The 17,707-nt window shown below is 61.9% G+C and carries 15 protein-coding genes; 4 read left to right on the plus strand and 11 right to left on the minus strand.

The genetic code is table 11. The features are described from left to right. Positions 1–87 precede the first annotated feature (87 nt). Genes ACYASU_RS16615 through ACYASU_RS16625 form a run of 3 tightly spaced genes read left to right on the plus strand, consistent with a single transcriptional unit; the run spans position 88 to position 1,704 of the window. Positions 88–756: a class I SAM-dependent methyltransferase gene (locus tag ACYASU_RS16615; RefSeq protein WP_282373406.1), complete on the plus strand. Its 669-nt coding sequence runs from the start codon at positions 88–90 to the stop codon at positions 754–756. A 4-nt stretch (positions 757–760) separates the two neighbouring features. Next, positions 761–1,480, plus strand: a complete 720-nt coding sequence (locus ACYASU_RS16620; RefSeq protein WP_265388496.1) for a lipopolysaccharide kinase InaA family protein — start codon at positions 761–763, stop codon at positions 1,478–1,480. Further along, positions 1,477–1,704 (plus strand): hypothetical protein, encoded by a 228-nt coding sequence (locus tag ACYASU_RS16625; RefSeq protein ID WP_108120736.1) that lies wholly within the window; start codon positions 1,477–1,479, stop codon positions 1,702–1,704. Before ACYASU_RS16620 ends, ACYASU_RS16625 begins: the two co-directional genes overlap by 4 nt. 75 nt (positions 1,705–1,779) lie before the next feature. Here the strand turns inward: ACYASU_RS16625 and ACYASU_RS16630 are convergent, their stop codons facing one another. The 11 genes from ACYASU_RS16630 to ACYASU_RS16680 all read right to left on the minus strand — a co-directional run bounded on the left by ACYASU_RS16630 (position 1,780) and on the right by ACYASU_RS16680 (position 16,653). Beyond that, positions 1,780–4,854, minus strand: coding sequence for a multidrug efflux RND transporter permease subunit (locus ACYASU_RS16630; protein ID WP_463583406.1), 3,075 nt, complete (start codon positions 4,852–4,854; stop codon positions 1,780–1,782). A gap of 14 nt (positions 4,855–4,868) precedes the next feature. After that, positions 4,869–6,035, minus strand: coding sequence for an efflux RND transporter periplasmic adaptor subunit (locus tag ACYASU_RS16635; protein ID WP_463583407.1), 1,167 nt, complete (start codon positions 6,033–6,035; stop codon positions 4,869–4,871). Positions 6,036–6,326: 291 nt separating this feature from the next. Next, the gene (locus tag ACYASU_RS16640; RefSeq protein WP_463583408.1) at positions 6,327–7,424 is read right to left on the minus strand and encodes a DUF1513 domain-containing protein; all 1,098 of its coding nucleotides are present in this window, start codon (positions 7,422–7,424) and stop codon (positions 6,327–6,329) included. Between the two features lies 1 nt (position 7,425). Further along, entirely contained in the window at positions 7,426–8,490 is a 1,065-nt protein-coding gene (locus tag ACYASU_RS16645) for an imelysin family protein (RefSeq protein WP_463583409.1), read from the minus strand. Between the two features lie 27 nt (positions 8,491–8,517). After that, positions 8,518–9,945, minus strand: coding sequence for a di-heme oxidoreductase family protein (locus tag ACYASU_RS16650; RefSeq protein ID WP_463583410.1), 1,428 nt, complete (start codon positions 9,943–9,945; stop codon positions 8,518–8,520). Between the two features lie 138 nt (positions 9,946–10,083). Then, positions 10,084–10,623, minus strand: a complete 540-nt coding sequence (locus ACYASU_RS16655) for an AP2/ERF family transcription factor (protein WP_065992198.1) — start codon at positions 10,621–10,623, stop codon at positions 10,084–10,086. Positions 10,624–10,889: 266 nt separating this feature from the next. Then, on the minus strand, positions 10,890–12,245 hold the full coding sequence (locus ACYASU_RS16660) for an imelysin family protein (protein WP_463583411.1): 1,356 nt from the start codon (positions 12,243–12,245) through the stop codon (positions 10,890–10,892). A 209-nt stretch (positions 12,246–12,454) separates the two neighbouring features. Next, positions 12,455–14,506, minus strand: coding sequence for a putative bifunctional diguanylate cyclase/phosphodiesterase (locus ACYASU_RS16665; protein ID WP_346627068.1), 2,052 nt, complete (start codon positions 14,504–14,506; stop codon positions 12,455–12,457). A 311-nt stretch (positions 14,507–14,817) separates the two neighbouring features. Next, positions 14,818–15,414: a superoxide dismutase gene (locus tag ACYASU_RS16670; RefSeq protein ID WP_065992213.1), complete on the minus strand. Its 597-nt coding sequence runs from the start codon at positions 15,412–15,414 to the stop codon at positions 14,818–14,820. 202 nt (positions 15,415–15,616) lie between these two features. Then, a complete protein-coding gene (locus ACYASU_RS16675; protein WP_192171731.1) occupies positions 15,617–16,219 on the minus strand; it encodes a LysE/ArgO family amino acid transporter in 603 nt (200 codons plus the stop codon). 35 nt (positions 16,220–16,254) lie between these two features. Further along, positions 16,255–16,653, minus strand: coding sequence for an ACT domain-containing protein (locus ACYASU_RS16680; RefSeq protein ID WP_463583412.1), 399 nt, complete (start codon positions 16,651–16,653; stop codon positions 16,255–16,257). A 109-nt stretch (positions 16,654–16,762) separates the two neighbouring features. Between ACYASU_RS16680 and ACYASU_RS16685 the strand changes: the two genes are divergently transcribed. Next, positions 16,763–17,662, plus strand: coding sequence for a LysR family transcriptional regulator ArgP (locus tag ACYASU_RS16685; protein WP_463583413.1), 900 nt, complete (start codon positions 16,763–16,765; stop codon positions 17,660–17,662). Positions 17,663–17,707: the final 45 nt, after the last annotated feature.

Below are 17,707 nucleotides of genomic sequence, written 5' to 3' on the forward strand. Positions count from 1 at the left end.
TTTTCGGACGCTTTTTTCACATTCATCTGACCTGAGCGTGACGCTTCGCTGCTTAGTTTGGCCCTCTCATTTAAGGGAGAAACGGCCATGAGCAAGCGGATCGAGCTGGATTTTTCACGTAAATACGACGACGAACACGCTAAAAGGTATTTGCGCAAACACAACGATGGACTGGCCAGGCGCCTGTCTGATCGCCGTGACAAACAACTCGCACGCCGCGCATTGGCGCTGGCGGGCGAACCGGGGCTGGTGCTGGATTTACCCTGCGGCGCAGGACGTTTCTGGCCGGTGCTGGCCGAGAAAGCCAACCGGGTGATCATCGGGGCGGACAACTCGGCTTCCATGGTCAAGATTGCCTGCGAGTCGCAACCCGCGGAAATCGTCAAGCGCGTGCAGCCGCTGCAGACATCGGCGTTTGCCATCGAGATGCCGGACAACGCCGTCGACAGCATCTTCTGCATGCGCTTGATGCATCACATCGGCAAGGCTGAAGACCGCGCCGTGCTGCTGAAAGAGTTTCACCGGGTGAGCCGGGACAGCGTGATCGTGTCGCTGTGGGTGGATGGCAATTTCAAGGCCTGGAAGCGGCGCCGCGCTGAAGGGTCGCGACCGAAACATGATTATCAGAATCGCTTCGTGCTGCCGGTGGCCACCGTAGAGGCCGAATTTGAACAGGCAGGGTTTCGGATTCAGGAGCGCCTGGATTTCCTGCCGATGTACGCCATGTGGCGTGTGTATCTATTACGTAAGAGGTAACAGGATGGCCGTGGATTTCGCAACAGAGTTAGCCGTTCCCGCCAAGGACCGCTTCGCCTATTTCTGGAACACACGGGGTGAGTGGGTTGAAGAGCCCAACGTGCGCCGTGGCGGTGAAAGTGGCGTGCAGCGTGTCGTCTCGGAAAACGGTCGGCTGCTGTATGTGAAGCGCCAGACCGGCCATATCTATCGCAGCTGGCTGCACCCGTTTGGCCGTCCGACCGTGCTGCGCGAGCGCGATGCCCTCGAAGGTCTTCGCCAGCTCGACGTCAACGTGCCGCGCATGGTGTTCTGTGGTGCCGAGCGCGATGAGAACAACGAGTGGCGTGCATTGCTGGTCACGGCCTCGCTGGACGGCTTCGACGAATTCGAAAACTGGCTGCGTGCCGGCGGCCGCGAGCAGCACGGCGAAGTGGTGTACGAGCAGATGCTTCAGGAAATCGCCAGCAACCTGGCCCGTATGCACAAGGGTCGCTGGCAGCACAGCTGCATTTACATCAAGCACGTTTTCGTTCGCGTCGTGGGCGAGGGCGCCAATGCCAAGGCAGAGGTCGCGCTGCTGGATCTGGAGAAATGCCGTCAGCGGCTGACGTCTTATGCCGCCGCCCAGCACGACATGAAACAACTGCGTCGCCATTCGTCGTTTCAGCCAGCGGACTGGACCAAGCTGGTCTACTTTTACGAGACCGCGTTTGGCAGGCCCATCAAAGGTTTACAACGATGAAGTTAGAAATGGCGCGAGGTTTGTTTTTGGTCGGGGCGTTGGGGGTGACTTCCATCGCTTTGGCCGCCTGGGATCAGCCCGGGCCGAAGATTTTGAGCGCAGTGCATGGCGAAGGCCATTGCCCGCTGCCTCGGGTGGCCAAGATGTCCGACACGGCCCGGCCTGATCACGATCTGCTTCTGTTGATGTTCGGCCTGGCCCAGGGAAGCGGACCGCAAGGCTGATTCCTTTCTGCCGCACTGACCTAAAGGCCCCGAAGATCGGGGCCTTTTTTGTGGGCGTGGGGCCAGGTTCGTGTATCAGTTACGAGCATCCATGGTGGCACTCGAATGGCCATTGCCTTCGGGCTGCGGCTCGTCCCGTCGCGCCAGCAGCGTATACACGCACGGCAGCACAAAGAGCGTGAACAACGTCCCCACCGACATGCCGGTGGCAATCACCAGACCAATGTCAAAGCGGCTGACCGCGCCCGCGCCGGTGGCGAGGATCAGCGGCACCATGCCGAACACCATCGCTGCCGTGGTCATCAGTACGGGCCGCAAGCGAATCGCCGCCGCTTCCTCGACCGCTTCCCGCGCGGTCAGGCCCTTGTCGCGGCGGAGCTGGTTGGCGAATTCGACGATCAGAATGCCGTGCTTGCTGATCAGCCCGATCAACGTGACCAGCCCCACCTGCGTGTAGATGTTCAGCGACGAGACCCCGAGGAACAGCGGAATCAGCGCGCCGCAGATCGACAGCGGCACCGTCACCAGAATCACCAGCGGATCGCGGAAGCTCTCGAACTGTGCGGCCAGCACCAGAAAAATGATCGCCAGGGCCAGGCCGAACGTCACCCACAGCGCATTGCCTTCCTGTACGTACTGGCGGGATGCGCCAGCGTAATCGTAGGCGAAACCCGGCGGCGACTCTTCGATGGCGATCTGTCTCACCAACTCAATCGCCTCCGCCTGACTCACCAGCGGGAAGCCGGAGATGATCGCCGAGTTGAGCTGCTGGAACTGATTGAGCTGCCGGGGTCTGGCCCGGTCGCTGACGGTGATCAGCGTCGACAACGGCAGCATCTTGCCTTCGGTGTTCTTGACGTAGTAATTCGCCAGCCAGGCCGGGTTGTCGCGGTAGGCCCGCTCAACCTGCGCGATGACCTTGTAACTGCGCCCGTCGATGGTGAAGCGGTTGATCTCCGCCTCGCCGAGGAGCGTCGCCAGACTGCCACCCAGGTCCTGCATCGACACGCCCATCTGCGCGGCTTTGGCGCGGTCGATATCGACCACCACTTCCGGCTTGTCGAAGGCCAGATCAACGTCCAGAAACGCGAATTTGCCCGATTCGGCGGCGCGTTTCTTGATGCGATCCGTCACCTCCAGCAGCGCGGCATAGTCGCCCGGTGTGTTAATCACGAACTGAAACGGCAGGCCCTCACCGGTGCCGGGCAACGACGGCAGGTTGAAGCCGAAAATCTGCAGCCCGGTGATGCCGTTGAGCTTGGCCTGCACCTCCGGCAGCAGCTCCATCTGCGTGCGGCTGCGCTCATCCCATGGCTTGAGCAGGAACCCGCCGACGCCGGTCTGCACGCCATTGAAACCGTTGATCTGGAACGAGGAGTAGTACTCCGGGAACGCTTTGAAAATGCTGATGAACTGGTCGGTGTATTTATTCATGTAATCGAGGTTGGTCGGCTGCGGCGCCGTCGCCATCATGAAGATGATGCCTTGATCCTCGTCCGGCGCCAGTTGCGATTGGCTCAGTTTGAGAAACACCGGAATCAGGCACAGCACCAGCACCGCGAACACGATGACCACCGGCCGGGTATTCAGCGTGCCGTGAAGGACGCGCTGATAGCGGACCTTCAAGCTTTCGAAGGCGTGATCGAGTTTGTGCGCCAGGCCGCTGGGGTTCTCGTCCCGGCGCAGCAGCACGGCGCACATCATCGGCGACAGGGTCAACGCGACGATTCCGGAGATGACCACCGCGCCTGCCAGCGTCAGGGCGAATTCCTTGAACAGCGCACCGGTCAGTCCCTCCAGAAAACCGATGGGTGCATAGACCGCTGCCAGGGTGATGGTCATCGACACCACCGGCATGGCGATCTCGCGAGCGCCCTCGATGGCCGCATCGAAGGGCGTCTTGCCTTCCTCGATGTGCCGGTGAATGTTCTCCACCACCACGATGGCGTCGTCCACCACCAGACCGATCGCCAGGACCATCGCCAGCAGCGTCAGCAAATTGATCGAATAGCCCATCAGTTGCATGAAGAACAGCACGCCGATCATCGACAGCGGGATGGTGATCACCGGGATCAGCACCGAGCGCAAGGCACCCAGGAACAGGAACACCACGACGATGACGATGAGCACCGCTTCGATCAGGGTTTTCACCACTTCATGGATCGAGGCCTGAATGAACAGCGTCGCATCGTAGGCGATGGATGCTTTCAGGCTTGGCGGCAGTTGGGCTTCCAATTCGGGCAGGATGCGCCGCACTTCCTTGATCACGTCCAGTGGATTCGAGCTGGGCGTGCCCTTGATGCCGATGTACACCGACGGGGTGCCGTCGAACGAGCTGACCGTGTCGTAGTTCTCGGCGCCCATCTCCACCCGCGCCACATCGCCCAGCAGCACGCGACTGTCGCCCACGGTCTTGAGCGGGATGGCCGCGAAGGTCTCGGGGGATTTCAGGTCGGTGCTGGCGTTGACGCTGGTGACCACGTACTCGCCTTTCACCTCGCCCGCCGCGGACAGGAAGTTGTACTTGCGCACGGCTTCGGTGACGTCGCTGGCGGTCAGGCCGAAACCGGCGAGCTTGACCGGATCGAGCCACAGGCGCATGGCGAACACCTGATTGCCCAGGATCTCCGCTTCGGCCATGCCCGGCAGCGTCGCCAGCTTCGGCTGAATGACCCGGGACAGGTAATCGGTGATCTGCGGGTTGCTCAGCTCGGCGCTGTAAAAGCTGATGTACATCAGCGCCGAGGCGTCGGCGGCTTCCTTGCTCAGCACCGGGTCTTCGGCGTCTTGGGGCAGCTTGTTCTTGACCTCTTTGGCCTTGGCCAGCAGTTCGGTGTAGAGGCGGTCGCTGTTAGAGCCGATGCGCGCATAAATGGAAATGACCGAGAAGTTCTGCCGACTGACCGAGGTCATGTAGTTGATGCCTTCGGCGCTCGCCAGACTTTGCTGCAGCGGCTGAGTGATGTAGCCCTGAATGGTTTCGGCGTTGGCGCCGGGGTAAGCCGTGGTCACGGTGATCAGCGCGTTTTCCATCTGCGGGTACTGGCGGATGGTCAGCTTGCTGAACGCCTGAAAACCCAGCAGCACGATCAGCAGGCTGATCACGCTGGCGAGCACCGGGCGACGGATGAACGGGTCTGTAAAGGCCATGATCGATTCCTTGATCAGTCAGCTTTGGGCTGGCTGTTCTGCGCCGCCGGGGTGGCGTCAGACGGTGTTGCCGGGTCGGCCACGATGGCGACGGCAGCGCCGTTATCGAGTTTCAACTGGCCGCCGGTGACCACCTGCTCGCCGGGTTTCAATCCTTTGCTGATGATGACCAGCCCGCCGCGACGCTCGCCGGTCTCGACGAAGCGCCGCTCGACCATGAGCTGAGGCTCGCCCTTGCTGTTGTGTTCCGGCTGGCCGTCGGCGGTCTTTTTCGGCACGACGACGTACACCGAGTTTCCGTACAGCGTGTAAGTGATCGTGCTTTCCGGCAACACCAGTTGCGGCGTGTCCTGCCCGAGCAGCACTTGCAGGCTGGTGAACATGCCGGGCAGCAGTTGGCTGTCGGGGTTGGGCAGGGTGGCGCGAATCAGCACATTGCGGGTGGTGTCTTCGACCTTGGGGTTGATGGCGCTGATGCGCGCGGTGAATACGCGGTCCTGGTAGGCCGCGACGCTCACCTGCACCTGTTGGCCGAGGGCCAGTTTCGGCAGCACCTGCTCCGGCACGAAAAAGTCGGCGTACAGGCTGGTCAGGTCCTGGAGCGTGGCGATCACCGTGCCGCTGGCAAGGTAATCGCCGACGTCCACCTGACGAATGCCGATGGTGCCGCTAAAAGGGGCAAGAATGCGCTTCTTCGCCAGGGAGGCGTTCAGTTGTGCGACGGTGGCAGCGGCTTTCTTCTGCGTGGCGGCGAGCTTGTCGAAGTCGCCCCGGGAAATGGCGGATTCGCCCACCAGTTTACTGCCGCGTCCGTACTCGACCTGCGCCAGACCGAGGTCCGCTTCGGCAGTGCCGAGCAGGGCCTTTTCCACATCGCTGTCGAGCTGTAACAGCGGCTGGCCGACCTTGACCTTCTGGCCGGACTCGAACTGCACGGCCTTGACCGTGCCCGCGATTTCCAGCGACAGGTCCACGCCCTGGAATGCCTTGAGTGTGCCGATGGCCGGCAGACGATTCTGCCACGGGCGCTCCGCAACAACCGCCACCGCCACATTGATCGGCGGCTTCGGCGCCGTGAATTGCTGGATCTGCTGATAGACCGAAAACGCCTTGTACCCGCCCAGGGCCAACACCACGATCAGGACAATGCCCAACATGATCAACATGCGGCGACGCAACATATTCCACTTCCTTGGAAAACCGATGAATCAGGCGAGCACGTTAGTCGTGTCGGGGTTTAGTTGCCAGTGGCGGTGATGGATTTTGAGATCAGCAAGCACGGTCCCTGTAGGAGTGAGCTTGCTCGCGAAGACGGTATTTCAGGCTCTGAAGATTTAGCGGATGTTCCATCGTCTTCGCGAGCAAGCTCGCTCCCACAGTTCACCTGTCGGCAGATACATCTGCGGCGTTGTCATGTTTCGATGAGCGGGCTTGCCAGGGAAGAGGCCCGCGCGGCAGCCGTAGATCCACCATCAAACCAGATGCAGATGGTTGTCCCACAACCCCGCCGGCAGCTCCAGGGGCTTGGCGACCAGCACCGTCTCGCGGCAATCATAAAAACGGCAGCGTCCTTGGCCGGAGGTCACGACGAAGCCGTCCGCCACCGCGCCCACCCCGGCGCAGTCGGGCAGCGGCGCATCCAGCTTCAGCGAGCCGCTGTCCAGGTCCCAGATGAAGAAGCGGTTGCCCCTCGGCGCGGTCAGTGCCACCAGCCGCAGGTCGTTGTGAATGGCGACGCTGGCGGTGTAATGCGCCATCGCCTGCAGTTGTTGCTCGGCCACCGGGAACGCTTGAAACGGCTGGCCCGGCCGCTTGATGGCGAGCAGCTCGGCGGATTCGTGGGAAGGCCCCATGAACTGCTGCCCCGCGACAATGGTGCCGTCGCTGGCGATCGCCATATGCCGCACGCTGTTCATCTGTTGCGACAGCGTCTCTTTGCTCAGCAGCGTGCCGTCGCGCTGCATCAGCACCAGACTGGGTTCCATGGCGTCGAGGTTCATTTCGACGCGGCTCTCGGCCTCGGTGCGAATGCCGCCGTTGGCGACTGCAAGGGTTTCGCCGTCCGGCATCCATGAAACCTGATGGGGCCCGACGCCGTGGGTGGCAATTTCACCGGTGCGTTGCAGCCGCTCATCCACAAATCGATACACGCCCAACAGTCCGCGGCCCGGCTCCGTCGTGTCGTTCTCGGTGGCGTACAGCCATTCGCCGTCCTTGTGAATGACCGCGTGGCCGTAGAAGTGTCGGTGGGGTTGCGAGGTGATGGTCTGTAGCAAGCGACCGTCCCGCAGGTCGATCAGGTAGCTTTCGGTCCCCGGCCGGCGCGCGACGAACAGCGCGATCGGCAGGTTCGGGTGATTGATGATGTCGTGACAGCGCTGGGCGACGGCGGTGGCAAACACCTGCGTGCCGTCGACGCGATAACCCACCGCGAAGTGCTGGCCGTTGCCGTCGTCTCGGGCGGACAGCAGCAGCGGGCTTTCGCCTTTTTTCGCGAAGAGTGTCCAGCCGCCAAACGTGACGGCGCTGAGCAGCAGGCTGCCCAGACCCAGAGCCTGACGTCGCAACATATCAGTCACCATCATTGGCGTTGAAGCCCAGTTGAATGCCCAGCGCCTTGGCCAGTTCGCCTTCGTGCAGGCGATGGACCACGTTGAGGCTGTCGTAGAAAGCGTTGAGCTGCTGGCGGCCTTCTTCGGTGGCCAGCAGATCCCCGAGGGGAGGTTTCAGCGCGGCCAGTTGGCGATTGCTCTCAGCGTAGGCGGCGTCGATCTTGTCGGCCAAAGGCTTCTGCTCTTTCGGCAACAGCCCGCGTAAACCTTTGTTATTAACACCGGCCCAGACCGTCTGGGCACTGGCCAGACTCGCCTGCAAGCTGCTGAGCGAAGCCTTGCTGCGCCAGGCTTCCGCCTGAAACGGCTGCGGCACCCCCTTGGTGCCACGGCCCAGCGGCGTGCCGAGCTTTTTCTTCAATGAGTCCAGTGCGGTCACTTGCACGCGCAGCAACTCGGCAATGGCCTCGTGGGAATCGGCGTAGCGCTGGTTGGGAAACTTGCTCAGCTGAGCGAGCATGCCGTCGTTGCTGTTCCAGCTGTTGAGGATGTCTTCTGCCAACGCCTTCTGACGCTCACCAATGGCGACCAGCAGCGGGCAGTAGCGGGCTTTCTGCTCGGCGTTGGCCATGTCGATGTCGGCGTCGAACAGGATGTATTCATAGGCCGACAGGCCCTGAACCACGACGCTGGGTTTCGCCAGGGCGTCAGCACTGATCTGCGGCTGTGCGGTGACCAGTTGCTCCACCTGACGGCCGACGAGGTTTTTCTTGTCCGGCCAGAACTGAATCTGCCAGGCGCGATTGCCTTCGGCGAGCGGCCCGATGAGCAGCGGTTGCAGCTCGGCCCAGGCTTTTTGCGCGTGCAGGAAGTCGGCGCGGGCGGTGTCCAGGTCGGATTTACCCTGGCAGTAGGACAGCGCACTGATCGCCAGTTGCCGGTCGGCATCGACCCAACGGCTGTAGGTCGGCAGGATGACCTGACTGGCGATGGCGGCAGACGTCACGGCTTGCGGGTCCGACGGCGCGCACGCGCCCAGTGCCAAAGCGGCGAGGCTGGTGAGCAACAACTTGGGGCGGAACATGCCCGACTCCTTATCTTCAGAAATACGTTAGAGAGAATTCAAGAACGCCAGCAGCGCCGCGCGTTGCTCCGCGTCAAAGGCGAGCACCTGACGTTGCGCCGGCAGCGCCTCGCCGCCATGCCAGAGCACGGCTTCCATCAGGTCGCGGGCACGTCCGTCGTGCAGAAACTGGGTGTGGCCACTGACGGTCTGCGTCAGGCCAATGCCCCACAGCGGCGGGGTGCGCCACTGCTGGCCGCTGGCCTGAAATTCGCTGAGATTGTCGGCCAGGCCTTCGCCCATGTCATGCAGCAACAGATCGGTGTAGGGGCGGATGACCTGATTCGCCAGTTCGGGCTCGGCGGCGTCGGCGGAAGTGGTGAATTCAGGCGTGTGGCATTGCTGGCAGCCGGCCTTGAAGAACAGGCTCTTGCCCGCCAGCACCTGCGGGTCGGCCACGTCGCGGCGCGCCGGGACGCCAAGGGTGCGGGTGTAGAAGGTGATCAGCCGCAGGATGTTGTCGCTGACTTCCGGCTCGCCGTTCGGGCCGTTGCCGTTGGGCGCGGCGAGGCACGCGGTCTGCGACGGCGTGCAGTCGTCGACCGGCATCAAGGTGGACGTAAGGCCCATGTCACCCGCCAGCGCGTGGGCATTCTGCTGCTTGATACTCGGCTGTGAGGCTTTCCAGCCGAAACGGCCGAGGACGGTTTTCTGCTGCGCATCGTCCCAGACCCAGTTGGGTGTGCCGGTGATGCCGTTGCCTTGCTCATCGTTGGGGTTGGCGTTGGCCAGAATCGCCGCCTGCGGAATGGCTTCCAGAAGCCCGAGGCCGATCATCGGCGGGGCAATGCGCGCGGAAGCTCGCGTCTGCGGGTGCATCGGGCCGTAACCGGTTTGGGTGATCTGCAGGGTAGGGCGGCGCAGGTGCACCGGGGTGCCGTCGCGAAAATGCACGGTCATCGAATCGTAATCGACCCGCACCTTGCCCTCAGGCGTGACGCCGGGGATGGCCATGTCCTGGAGTTGCTTGCCGTACATAGGTTCGGGCGTCAGGCCCAACTGCTTGATGTGTTCGGTGAACGCCGGATCGTCGGGAATCGACAGCCGCACCAGCATTGACACGGCGTTGTCGGCGCCGGGCTCGGGCGGGTGGCCGCGGCCGTCCTTGATGTGGCAGTTCTGGCAGGCGTTGGTGTTGAACAACGGACCCAGGCCGTCGCGGGCAGTGGTAGTCGACGGGGCAATCACCCAGGGGTTGCGGAAAAAGCTGTTGCCGACGCTGAAGTCCAGCCGCCGGACGGGCGACAGGTTGGCTGAAGGCATGGAAAACGCATTGCGGTCGCTTTTGTTAACGGTGGTGGCGCCGCCCGAGCGCGACTCGCCCGGTTCAGCGGCGGTGAAACGCGGGGCGTCATCGCACCCACTCATGGCAAGCGCCATCAGCAGGAGAAACGAAGGACGGAACCACGCAGTCATACAGGTCCTGCAAAGGGGGGAAATCGGGGCGAGCAAGCTTACCAGCCCCGAGTTTGATGAATAAGAGGGATTAGCGTTTGCAAGCCCTCTCGTAACGTGTTGTTACCAAATCATCCGCGGGTGACGTGCCCGCAAAACTCACGCGCCGGCGATCTCCAGCGCCGGGTTTTCCACCAGCAGTTGCATGAGACGCCGCTCGCCCTCGACCACCTTGAATGACCGGTAATCACCAATGCCGTCGAGCTGCCGTTCGCGTTCGCGGATCGCCAGCTCCTTGGCCCTCTCGTAGCCGTAATGTTCGACCCTGAATGACTTGGTGACACTGCTGCCGTTGCGCAGCGTGGTCCGCGCCACCCAATAGGCGATGCCGGTGTAACAGCGGTAATGCACCCCCGGATAACCGCTGGTGTTGGTGGCGATGATGCGTTGACGGATGTCGCGGCTGAGCTTGGGCAGGTGGGCCAGCAGCAGCTGGTCACGGCACGCGTCGGCGGCTTGGCGTGCCGGATCTCGGCCGCCGTAGCGGGAGAAGGAAAACAGTCGGTTGAAGGTTCTGCCGTCGCGGTAGATCGTCACCTTCCAGGCACGCGGGCCCTTGACGCCGACCAGCAGGTGAATACCGTAATCGTTGGCTTTGAGCTTACTGACGCGGCGCCTTTTATTGTTTCTCTTGGGCACTTCTGTCTCCTCCTGGATAGGGTGGGGTCAAGGAAGTGCGCATGATCGGCGGCGGGGGAGGCGTGTTCAATCCGACAAGGAGCGAACAGGAAATGCCCTACAACGCTTACAGACCGGTCCCCAAACAACGCCGTTTTGCTGGGGCTTTCAGGCGTCGATTGACGAAAAAAATGCCGGCCCGTGGACGGGTCGGCATTTGTTTGCAGCGGGACCGACTTCAGTCGGGAGGGCGCGGCCTCACCGGTTTGAAGTGGACGTGAAGTGGATCAGAACTCGTGGTCGGCGTTGTCCGGGTTCAGGTCAGTGATGCCCAGCTTGCCAGCGGCTTGCTCGATCGCGCCGGTCTGCTTGACCAGCGCGGCGATGGCGTCGCGCACGACCTGGTTGCCCGCTGTGTTGCCCGCCGCGATGAGCTGGTCGAAATGCTCGCCCTTGTTGGCGTGGTCGACGATGACCTGCAGCTTCGCCTGGGTCGCATCGAGATCAGCGCGCACGGTCTGGTCGGTGGCGGCGTCGGCGGTGGCGACCAGCGAGGACAGGCTCGCGCCGCTCACTTTGCTGCCGTCGACGCGGGTGTATTCACCCAGGTAAACGTTGCGGATGCCCAGGCCGTTATAGAAATGCGAGTTGTGGGTGTTGTCGCTGAAGCAATCGTGCTCGTCTTCGCTGGAATTGGCCTCCAACGCGACTTTCATGCGCTCGCCCGCCAGTTCACCGAGCGACAGGCTGCCCATGCCGAACAGCATTTTGCGCAGCCCGCTCTCGGCCGACTCAGCTTCCAGCGTGGCGCGGTAGTTGTCGGCGACGCCCGGTTTCCAGTTGTTGACCATTTCTTCGAGGTCGCTGACCAACAGGTCGGTAGCGGCTTTCAGGTAGGCGCGGCGGCGATCATTGTGGCCGCCGGTGCCGCCCTGGCCTTCGATGTAGTCGCTGGCCGGACGCTCGCCGGCGCCCGGGCCGGTGCCGTGCAGGTCCTGGCCCCAGAGCAGGAATTCGATGGCGTGGTAACCGGTCGCCACGTTGGCTTCCGCACCGCCGAGCTCGTTCAGGCTGGCGAGTTTTTCAGGGGTGATTTCTGTGACGTCGACTTTGTCCTCGCCCACTTGCACTGACTTGTTGGCGATGATGTTGGCAGTGGCGCCCGGATTGCCCAACGCGTGCTGGTAATCCTTGGCGACGTAGTCGATCAGACCTTCGTCCAGCGGCCATGCGTTCACCTGACCTTCCCAGTCGTCGATGATGGTGTTGCCGAAGCGGAACACTTCGCTCTGCATGTACGGCACCCGCGCCGCAACCCAGGCGTCTCGCGCTGCTTTCAGGGTCTGGTCATTGGGTGTGGCGAGGAAAGCATCGACTGCCGTGCTGAGCTTTTTGGCAGTGGATTCGGCGTCGCTGAAAACGGCGAATACCATATTGGCGTAGTTGGCGACCACTGCCCGGGTGGCCGTTTCGTTGGGCTGGGCAGGCGCGGCGGCGGAGGTCGGCGCTGGAGCCGGCGAGGCGGTTGCGGCCGGTGCAGGGGCGGGCGCTGCGGCGGCGGGCTTGTCCTTGCCTTGATCACAACCGGCCAGAGCAATGGCGACAGCCAGCAGACTTGCGGTTGCCAGGGGCATACGAATCATGACGGAATCCTGCATCGAGAAGAGGTGTGAACGGTGGCGAACGCCAGAAAATGCTGCGACATAATGCGAAAGATTTGCATTCTGTGTAAAGGCCATTTGCCCAGGCCGGCGGAGGGAGATATTTCAAGCTGTTTCAGGGGATGATTCAGAATGTCCGCGGGCGCGGCGGTGTTTCCAAGGATGCGCCTTTGCGTCGAAAGCCCGTTGTGTCAGAGCGCCTCGCTGTGAGTGCGCTGAGCCTGCTTCAGGTAAACCAGCAGCTCCCGCGCCGGCAGCGGCTTGCTGTAGAAATACCCCTGACCTTCGTGGCAGCCCTCGGAAATGATGTACGCCTCTTGCTCGGCGGTCTCCACGCCTTCGGCGATCACCTGCATGCCCAAACTTTTGCCGAGCTGGATGATGGCGCGCACGATCGTCGCGTCGTCATCGTCGTCGAGCAGGTCTTGGACGAAGCTCTTGTCGATCTTGATCTTGTCCAGCGGCAGGCTTTTCAGATAACTCAGCGACGAATAACCGGTGCCGAAGTCATCAATGGCGATCAACGCGCCGGAGCGGCGCAGGCTCAACAAGTGCTGCGCGGCGGTGGTGATGTCTTCCATCAGGCCGGTTTCCGTGACTTCCAGCTCCAGACTGCGGGGCGGCAGGCGGTAGATCTGCAACAGATTGTTCACCACCCGCGGCAATTCGGCGTGGTGCAGCTGCACCGTGGACAGGTTCACCGCCATGCGCAGGTCACTGAAGCCCTGGTCGTGCCATTCGCGCAGCTGTTTGCAGGCCTGATCCAGCACCCACTCGCCGATGGCGATAATGGTGCCGTTCTGCTCGGCCAGCGGGATGAACAGGTCGGGCGGCACGAAGCCGTGTTCCGGGTGAATCCAGCGGATCAACGCCTCGACACCGACGACACTGTGATCGCGATAGCTGATCTGCGGCTGATAGACCAGATGAAACTGCTCGCGGGCCATGGCTTCGCGCAGGTCTTTTTCCAGCTCGCGACGACGGCGCATCTCGCTGTCGACGCTGGCGATATAAAACTGGTAGCGATTGCGCGAGCGGGTCTTGGCCAGCGTCATGGTCTGTTCGGCTTTCTGCAGCAGCTTCTCGGTGCTGTCGCCATCTTCGGGGAACAGCGTGATGCCGATGGTGGCGCGCAGACGAATCTCTTGCTGATCGACGGCGAAGGGCGCTTCCAGGTCGTCGAGAATATTCTGCGCCAGCTCGGCGGCCTCGTAAGGCTGTTCGATATCGGCCTGAACCAGCGCGAACTGATCGCCGCCCAGCCGCGCAAGGGCGCCAAGGCGACCGCTGTGACTGCGCAGGCGATCGGCCAGCGCCAGCAGCAACTGATCGCCGGCCTGATAACTGAATTGTTCGTTGATGCCTTTGAAGTCATCCAGACCCACGCACAACACCGCGACACGGTGCTGCACTTTTCCGGAGTCGACGAGGATTTTGTCCAGTTGCTTCTGCAGCTGCAGCCGATTCGGCAGACCGGTGAGGAAGTCGTATTGGGCCATCCGCAACAGGCTGGATTCAGCTTCGTGGCGCAGGGTGGTGTTGCGCTCGATGGACGCCAGCAGTTGGTTGGCGGTATTGACCCAGACCCCCAGCTCGTTTTTTTCGTGGCCTTTGAGCAAGGGCAATTGGTGTTCGCTGGGGCGGTCGGGGTTGATGCTGGTCAGGTGCTCGATGATTCTCGACAGCGGTTTGGTCAGCAGCCAGTGATAAACCAGGTACAGCACCAGACCCATCGCCAGCGCGCGCAACACGCCGGAGATGAAGATGATCATCGAGTTGGTAAGAAATGTTTCGCCGTAGGTGGCGGTGTCCAGGGTGATGCGCAGATCGCCGTAATATTCGCTGTACGGGCTGCGGCCGACCAGTTGCGTGGTGAAGCTCCGTTCCTGGCCAAGGATCAGATCGGTCAGCCAGCGGGTGGGGGTGGCTTCGAGGTCTCGGGATTTTTCGGCGAGCACCGTCTCGTTGGGATGACCGATGGACGCCTGGCGCACGGCTTTGTCCTGAAACAGCCCTTCGATGACCTGCATGCCCATTTCCCGGTCCAGGCTATAGACGGCCTGGGTCGACGGGTCGCGGAACATGTCGAGGATACGCGCTGCGTCCGTGGCAACGGCCTGGCGGGTTTTGTATGCGTCGTAGACGATCTGTGCGCAACTGAGCACGACCCCCACGATCAGCGCTGAAAGCAGCACAACGCGGAGCAGCTTCACCGACAAGCTGTCTTTGAGTTCCAGCTTCAAATGGCCATTCCTTTATCCATGCTGATAGCGGGCTGCCTGCATGCAAGCACTGGCAATGCAGGCATTCGGATCAGACGCTTCTGGCGGGCGCGTGACCCCATCAATCGGGAAAACAGTTAATAGGCAGACCACTCAGGCTATCCGTACTGTGTCGGTCGTACGCGGGGAAAACTTGAGCCCAGCCGTTTGAATCAGCACGAAATTTGATATTAGTCCGCTATCGCTTCCAGACAATACATAAACGACAAACAGAAGGCGAAAAAAAACCCGGACGTGCCGGGCTTTTTTTCATTCGAGCATTCAAGCATTCATCAGGCGGTGAAGCTTTTGCCTTCGAACTGCTCGGCAACGAACTTCCAGTTGACCAGGTTCCAGAACGCCTCGACGTACTTAGGACGCAGGTTACGGTAGTCGATGTAGTAAGCGTGTTCCCATACATCGCAGGTCAGCAGCGGGGTGTCGCCGCTGGTGATCGGGTTGCCGGCGCCGATGGTGCTGGCCAGTGCCAGGGAACCGTCAGCTTTCTTCACCAGCCAGCCCCAGCCGGAGCCGAAGGTGCCGATGGAGGTCTTGCTGAATTCTTCCTTGAACTTGTCGAAGGAGCCGAAAGCAGCGTTGATCGCGTCAGCCAGAGCGCCAGTCGGTTGGCCGCCGGCGTTTGGCGCCAGGCAGTTCCAGTAGAACGTGTGGTTCCAGACTTGAGCGGCGTTGTTGAAGATACCGCCCGAAGAGGTCTTGACGATTTCTTCCAGAGTCTTGCCTTCGAACTCGGTGCCTGGCACCAGGTTGTTCAGGTTCACGACATAGGTGTTGTGGTGCTTGTCGTGGTGGTATTCCAGAGTTTCCTTGGAGATGTGCGGTGCCAGAGCATCATGTGCGTACGGCAGCGGAGGCAATTCAAAAGCCATGGTAATTCTCCTAATCAGGTCAGTTGCGGTTTGCGCAAGGCCGATCACGGGCGGCCAGACAGAACTTACGCTGGCGAGTTTGTACTCTTTGCAGCGCAGGGGCTGGATCATAGCACCGGCCCCTGACCTTAACCACGCAACAACTGTGTGGGATAGAGGTTCCAGAGCGTTGCGCTGAAATGCGCGTCGGCGAGACGAATGTTCACGCCGTTCTGATCAACTGCAGCGCCACGCTGAACATCATCACCGCCACCATCAGGTCCAGCAGGCGCCAGGTCGTTGGGCGTGCCAGCCACGGGGCCAGCCAGGCGGCGCCGATCGCCAGCGTCGAAAACCACAACACCGAAGCGCTGGCGGCCCCGGCCACGTAGGCGCCGGGCACTGCTTGCTGCGCGCCGAGCGAGCCGATCAGCAACACGGTATCGAGGTAAACGTGCGGGTTCAGCAAGGTCACTGCCAAGGCGGTCAGCAACACCGCGCGGCGTGAACGCTGACCGTCGGCATCGCCCTGAGCGAGACTCTGCGGCGACAACGCGCGACGCAAGGCCATGGCGCCGTACCACAGCAGAAACACCACCCCGCCCCAGCGGGCCACCGCCAGAAGCGTGGGGTTGTGGGCCAGCACATTGGCCAGCCCAAAGACGCCGGCGGCCACCAATACCGCATCGCACACGATGCACAGCAGGGCCACGGAAAGGTGGTGTTCGCGACGCAGACTTTGCGCCAGCACGTAGGCGTTCTGGGTGCCGATGGCCATGATCAGCCCGAGGGAAACCAGCAGGCCGTTGAGGTAGCTTTGCCACATGATGTCGGGCCTCGATCAGTTCAGGATTGCCGGGGTCAGGCGTTCGTCGCCAGGGCGCGCAAGGTGTCCATGGCCTGCTGTGCGTCGTCTTTGCCCACAAAAAGATGGTCGTGGTAAAAGCCGGCGACCACGTTGCAACTGATGCCCGCCTGGCCCAGTGCGCTGGCGAACGCTGCCGTTAGCCCGACCGCCGCGAGTGAGGAGTGAACGGTCAGGGTGATCCAGGCCATGACGTAATCGCAGTCCAGGCCCAGTTGCAGCGCCTGGCTGCGTTCGAGGATGACGGTCAGGCCTTCGCGCTCGCGGAAGCTGCCGATGACTTCGACGCCCTCCACGCGACGGCTGTCCGCCACTGTACAGAACACGTAGTCACCCTCGTTGAGTTCAGGGTTCATGCTGCGCAGCAATGCGCCAAGAGAGGTTTCGCCAGTCATTGATGTTCCGCCGTTCTTTGAGGGTGTGCCGTGAATCAGTGGTGGCGATTGTCGGTCGACAGCAGGTATAAGAAAAACCAATAAAGCTCATCACTCATTAGAGAAACTGATGTTTGACTACAAATTGCTTTCCGCGCTGGCGGCAGTGATCGAGCAAGCCGGCTTCGAGCGCGCCGCTCAGGTGCTCGGCCTTTCGCAGTCTGCGGTGTCCCAGCGCATCAAGCTGCTGGAAGCGCGGGTCGGCCAGCCGGTGCTGGTCCGGGCGACGCCGCCCACGCCGACAGAAATCGGTCGGCGCCTGCTCAACCATGTCCAGCAGGTGCGCTTGCTGGAGCGGGATCTGCAAAGCGTGGTGCCGGCCCTGGACGAGGGCGGTATGCCAGAACGTTTGCGCATCGCGCTGAATGCCGACAGCCTGGCGACCTGGTGGGCCCTCGCGGTCGGGGACTTCTGTGCCGAGCATCGATTGCTCACCGATCTGGTGGTCGAGGACCAGGACGTCGGCCTCAAACGCATGCGCGCCGGTGAAGTGGCTGCGTGTCTATGCGGCAGCGAACGGCCGGTGGCGGGGGCGCGGAGTTTATTGCTCGGCGCCATGCGTTATCGGGCGTTGGCCAGTCCTGACTTCATTGGCCGGCATTTCCCACAGGGCGTGACGCCTCAGGCGGTCGCCCGGTCGCCCGCGCTGGTGTTCGGCCCGGATGATTTCCTGCAGCATCGCTACCTCGCTTCACTGGGTGTCGAAGGCGGTTTCGAGCATCATTTGTGTCCGTCGTCCGAAGGTTTCACGCGCATGGTCGAAGCCGGAATGGGCTGGGGACTGGTGCCGGAGTTGCAGGTCCGTGGACAATTGGCGAGTGGTTTGTTGGTCGAGTTGCTGCCCGATCACTGCATTGATGTGCCCTTGTACTGGCATCATTGGCGCAACGGCGGCCGGTTGCTGACAGAGCTGACGGACCATCTGGCGAAAAAAGCAGGGCAGTGGCTGGTGCCGTTGGACGCCCGGTGAACGTCAACAGGCGACGCAGTAGAGTGTGGGATTGTTCGCAGAACA

The organism is Pseudomonas sp. HP_12, from assembly GCF_055283955.1.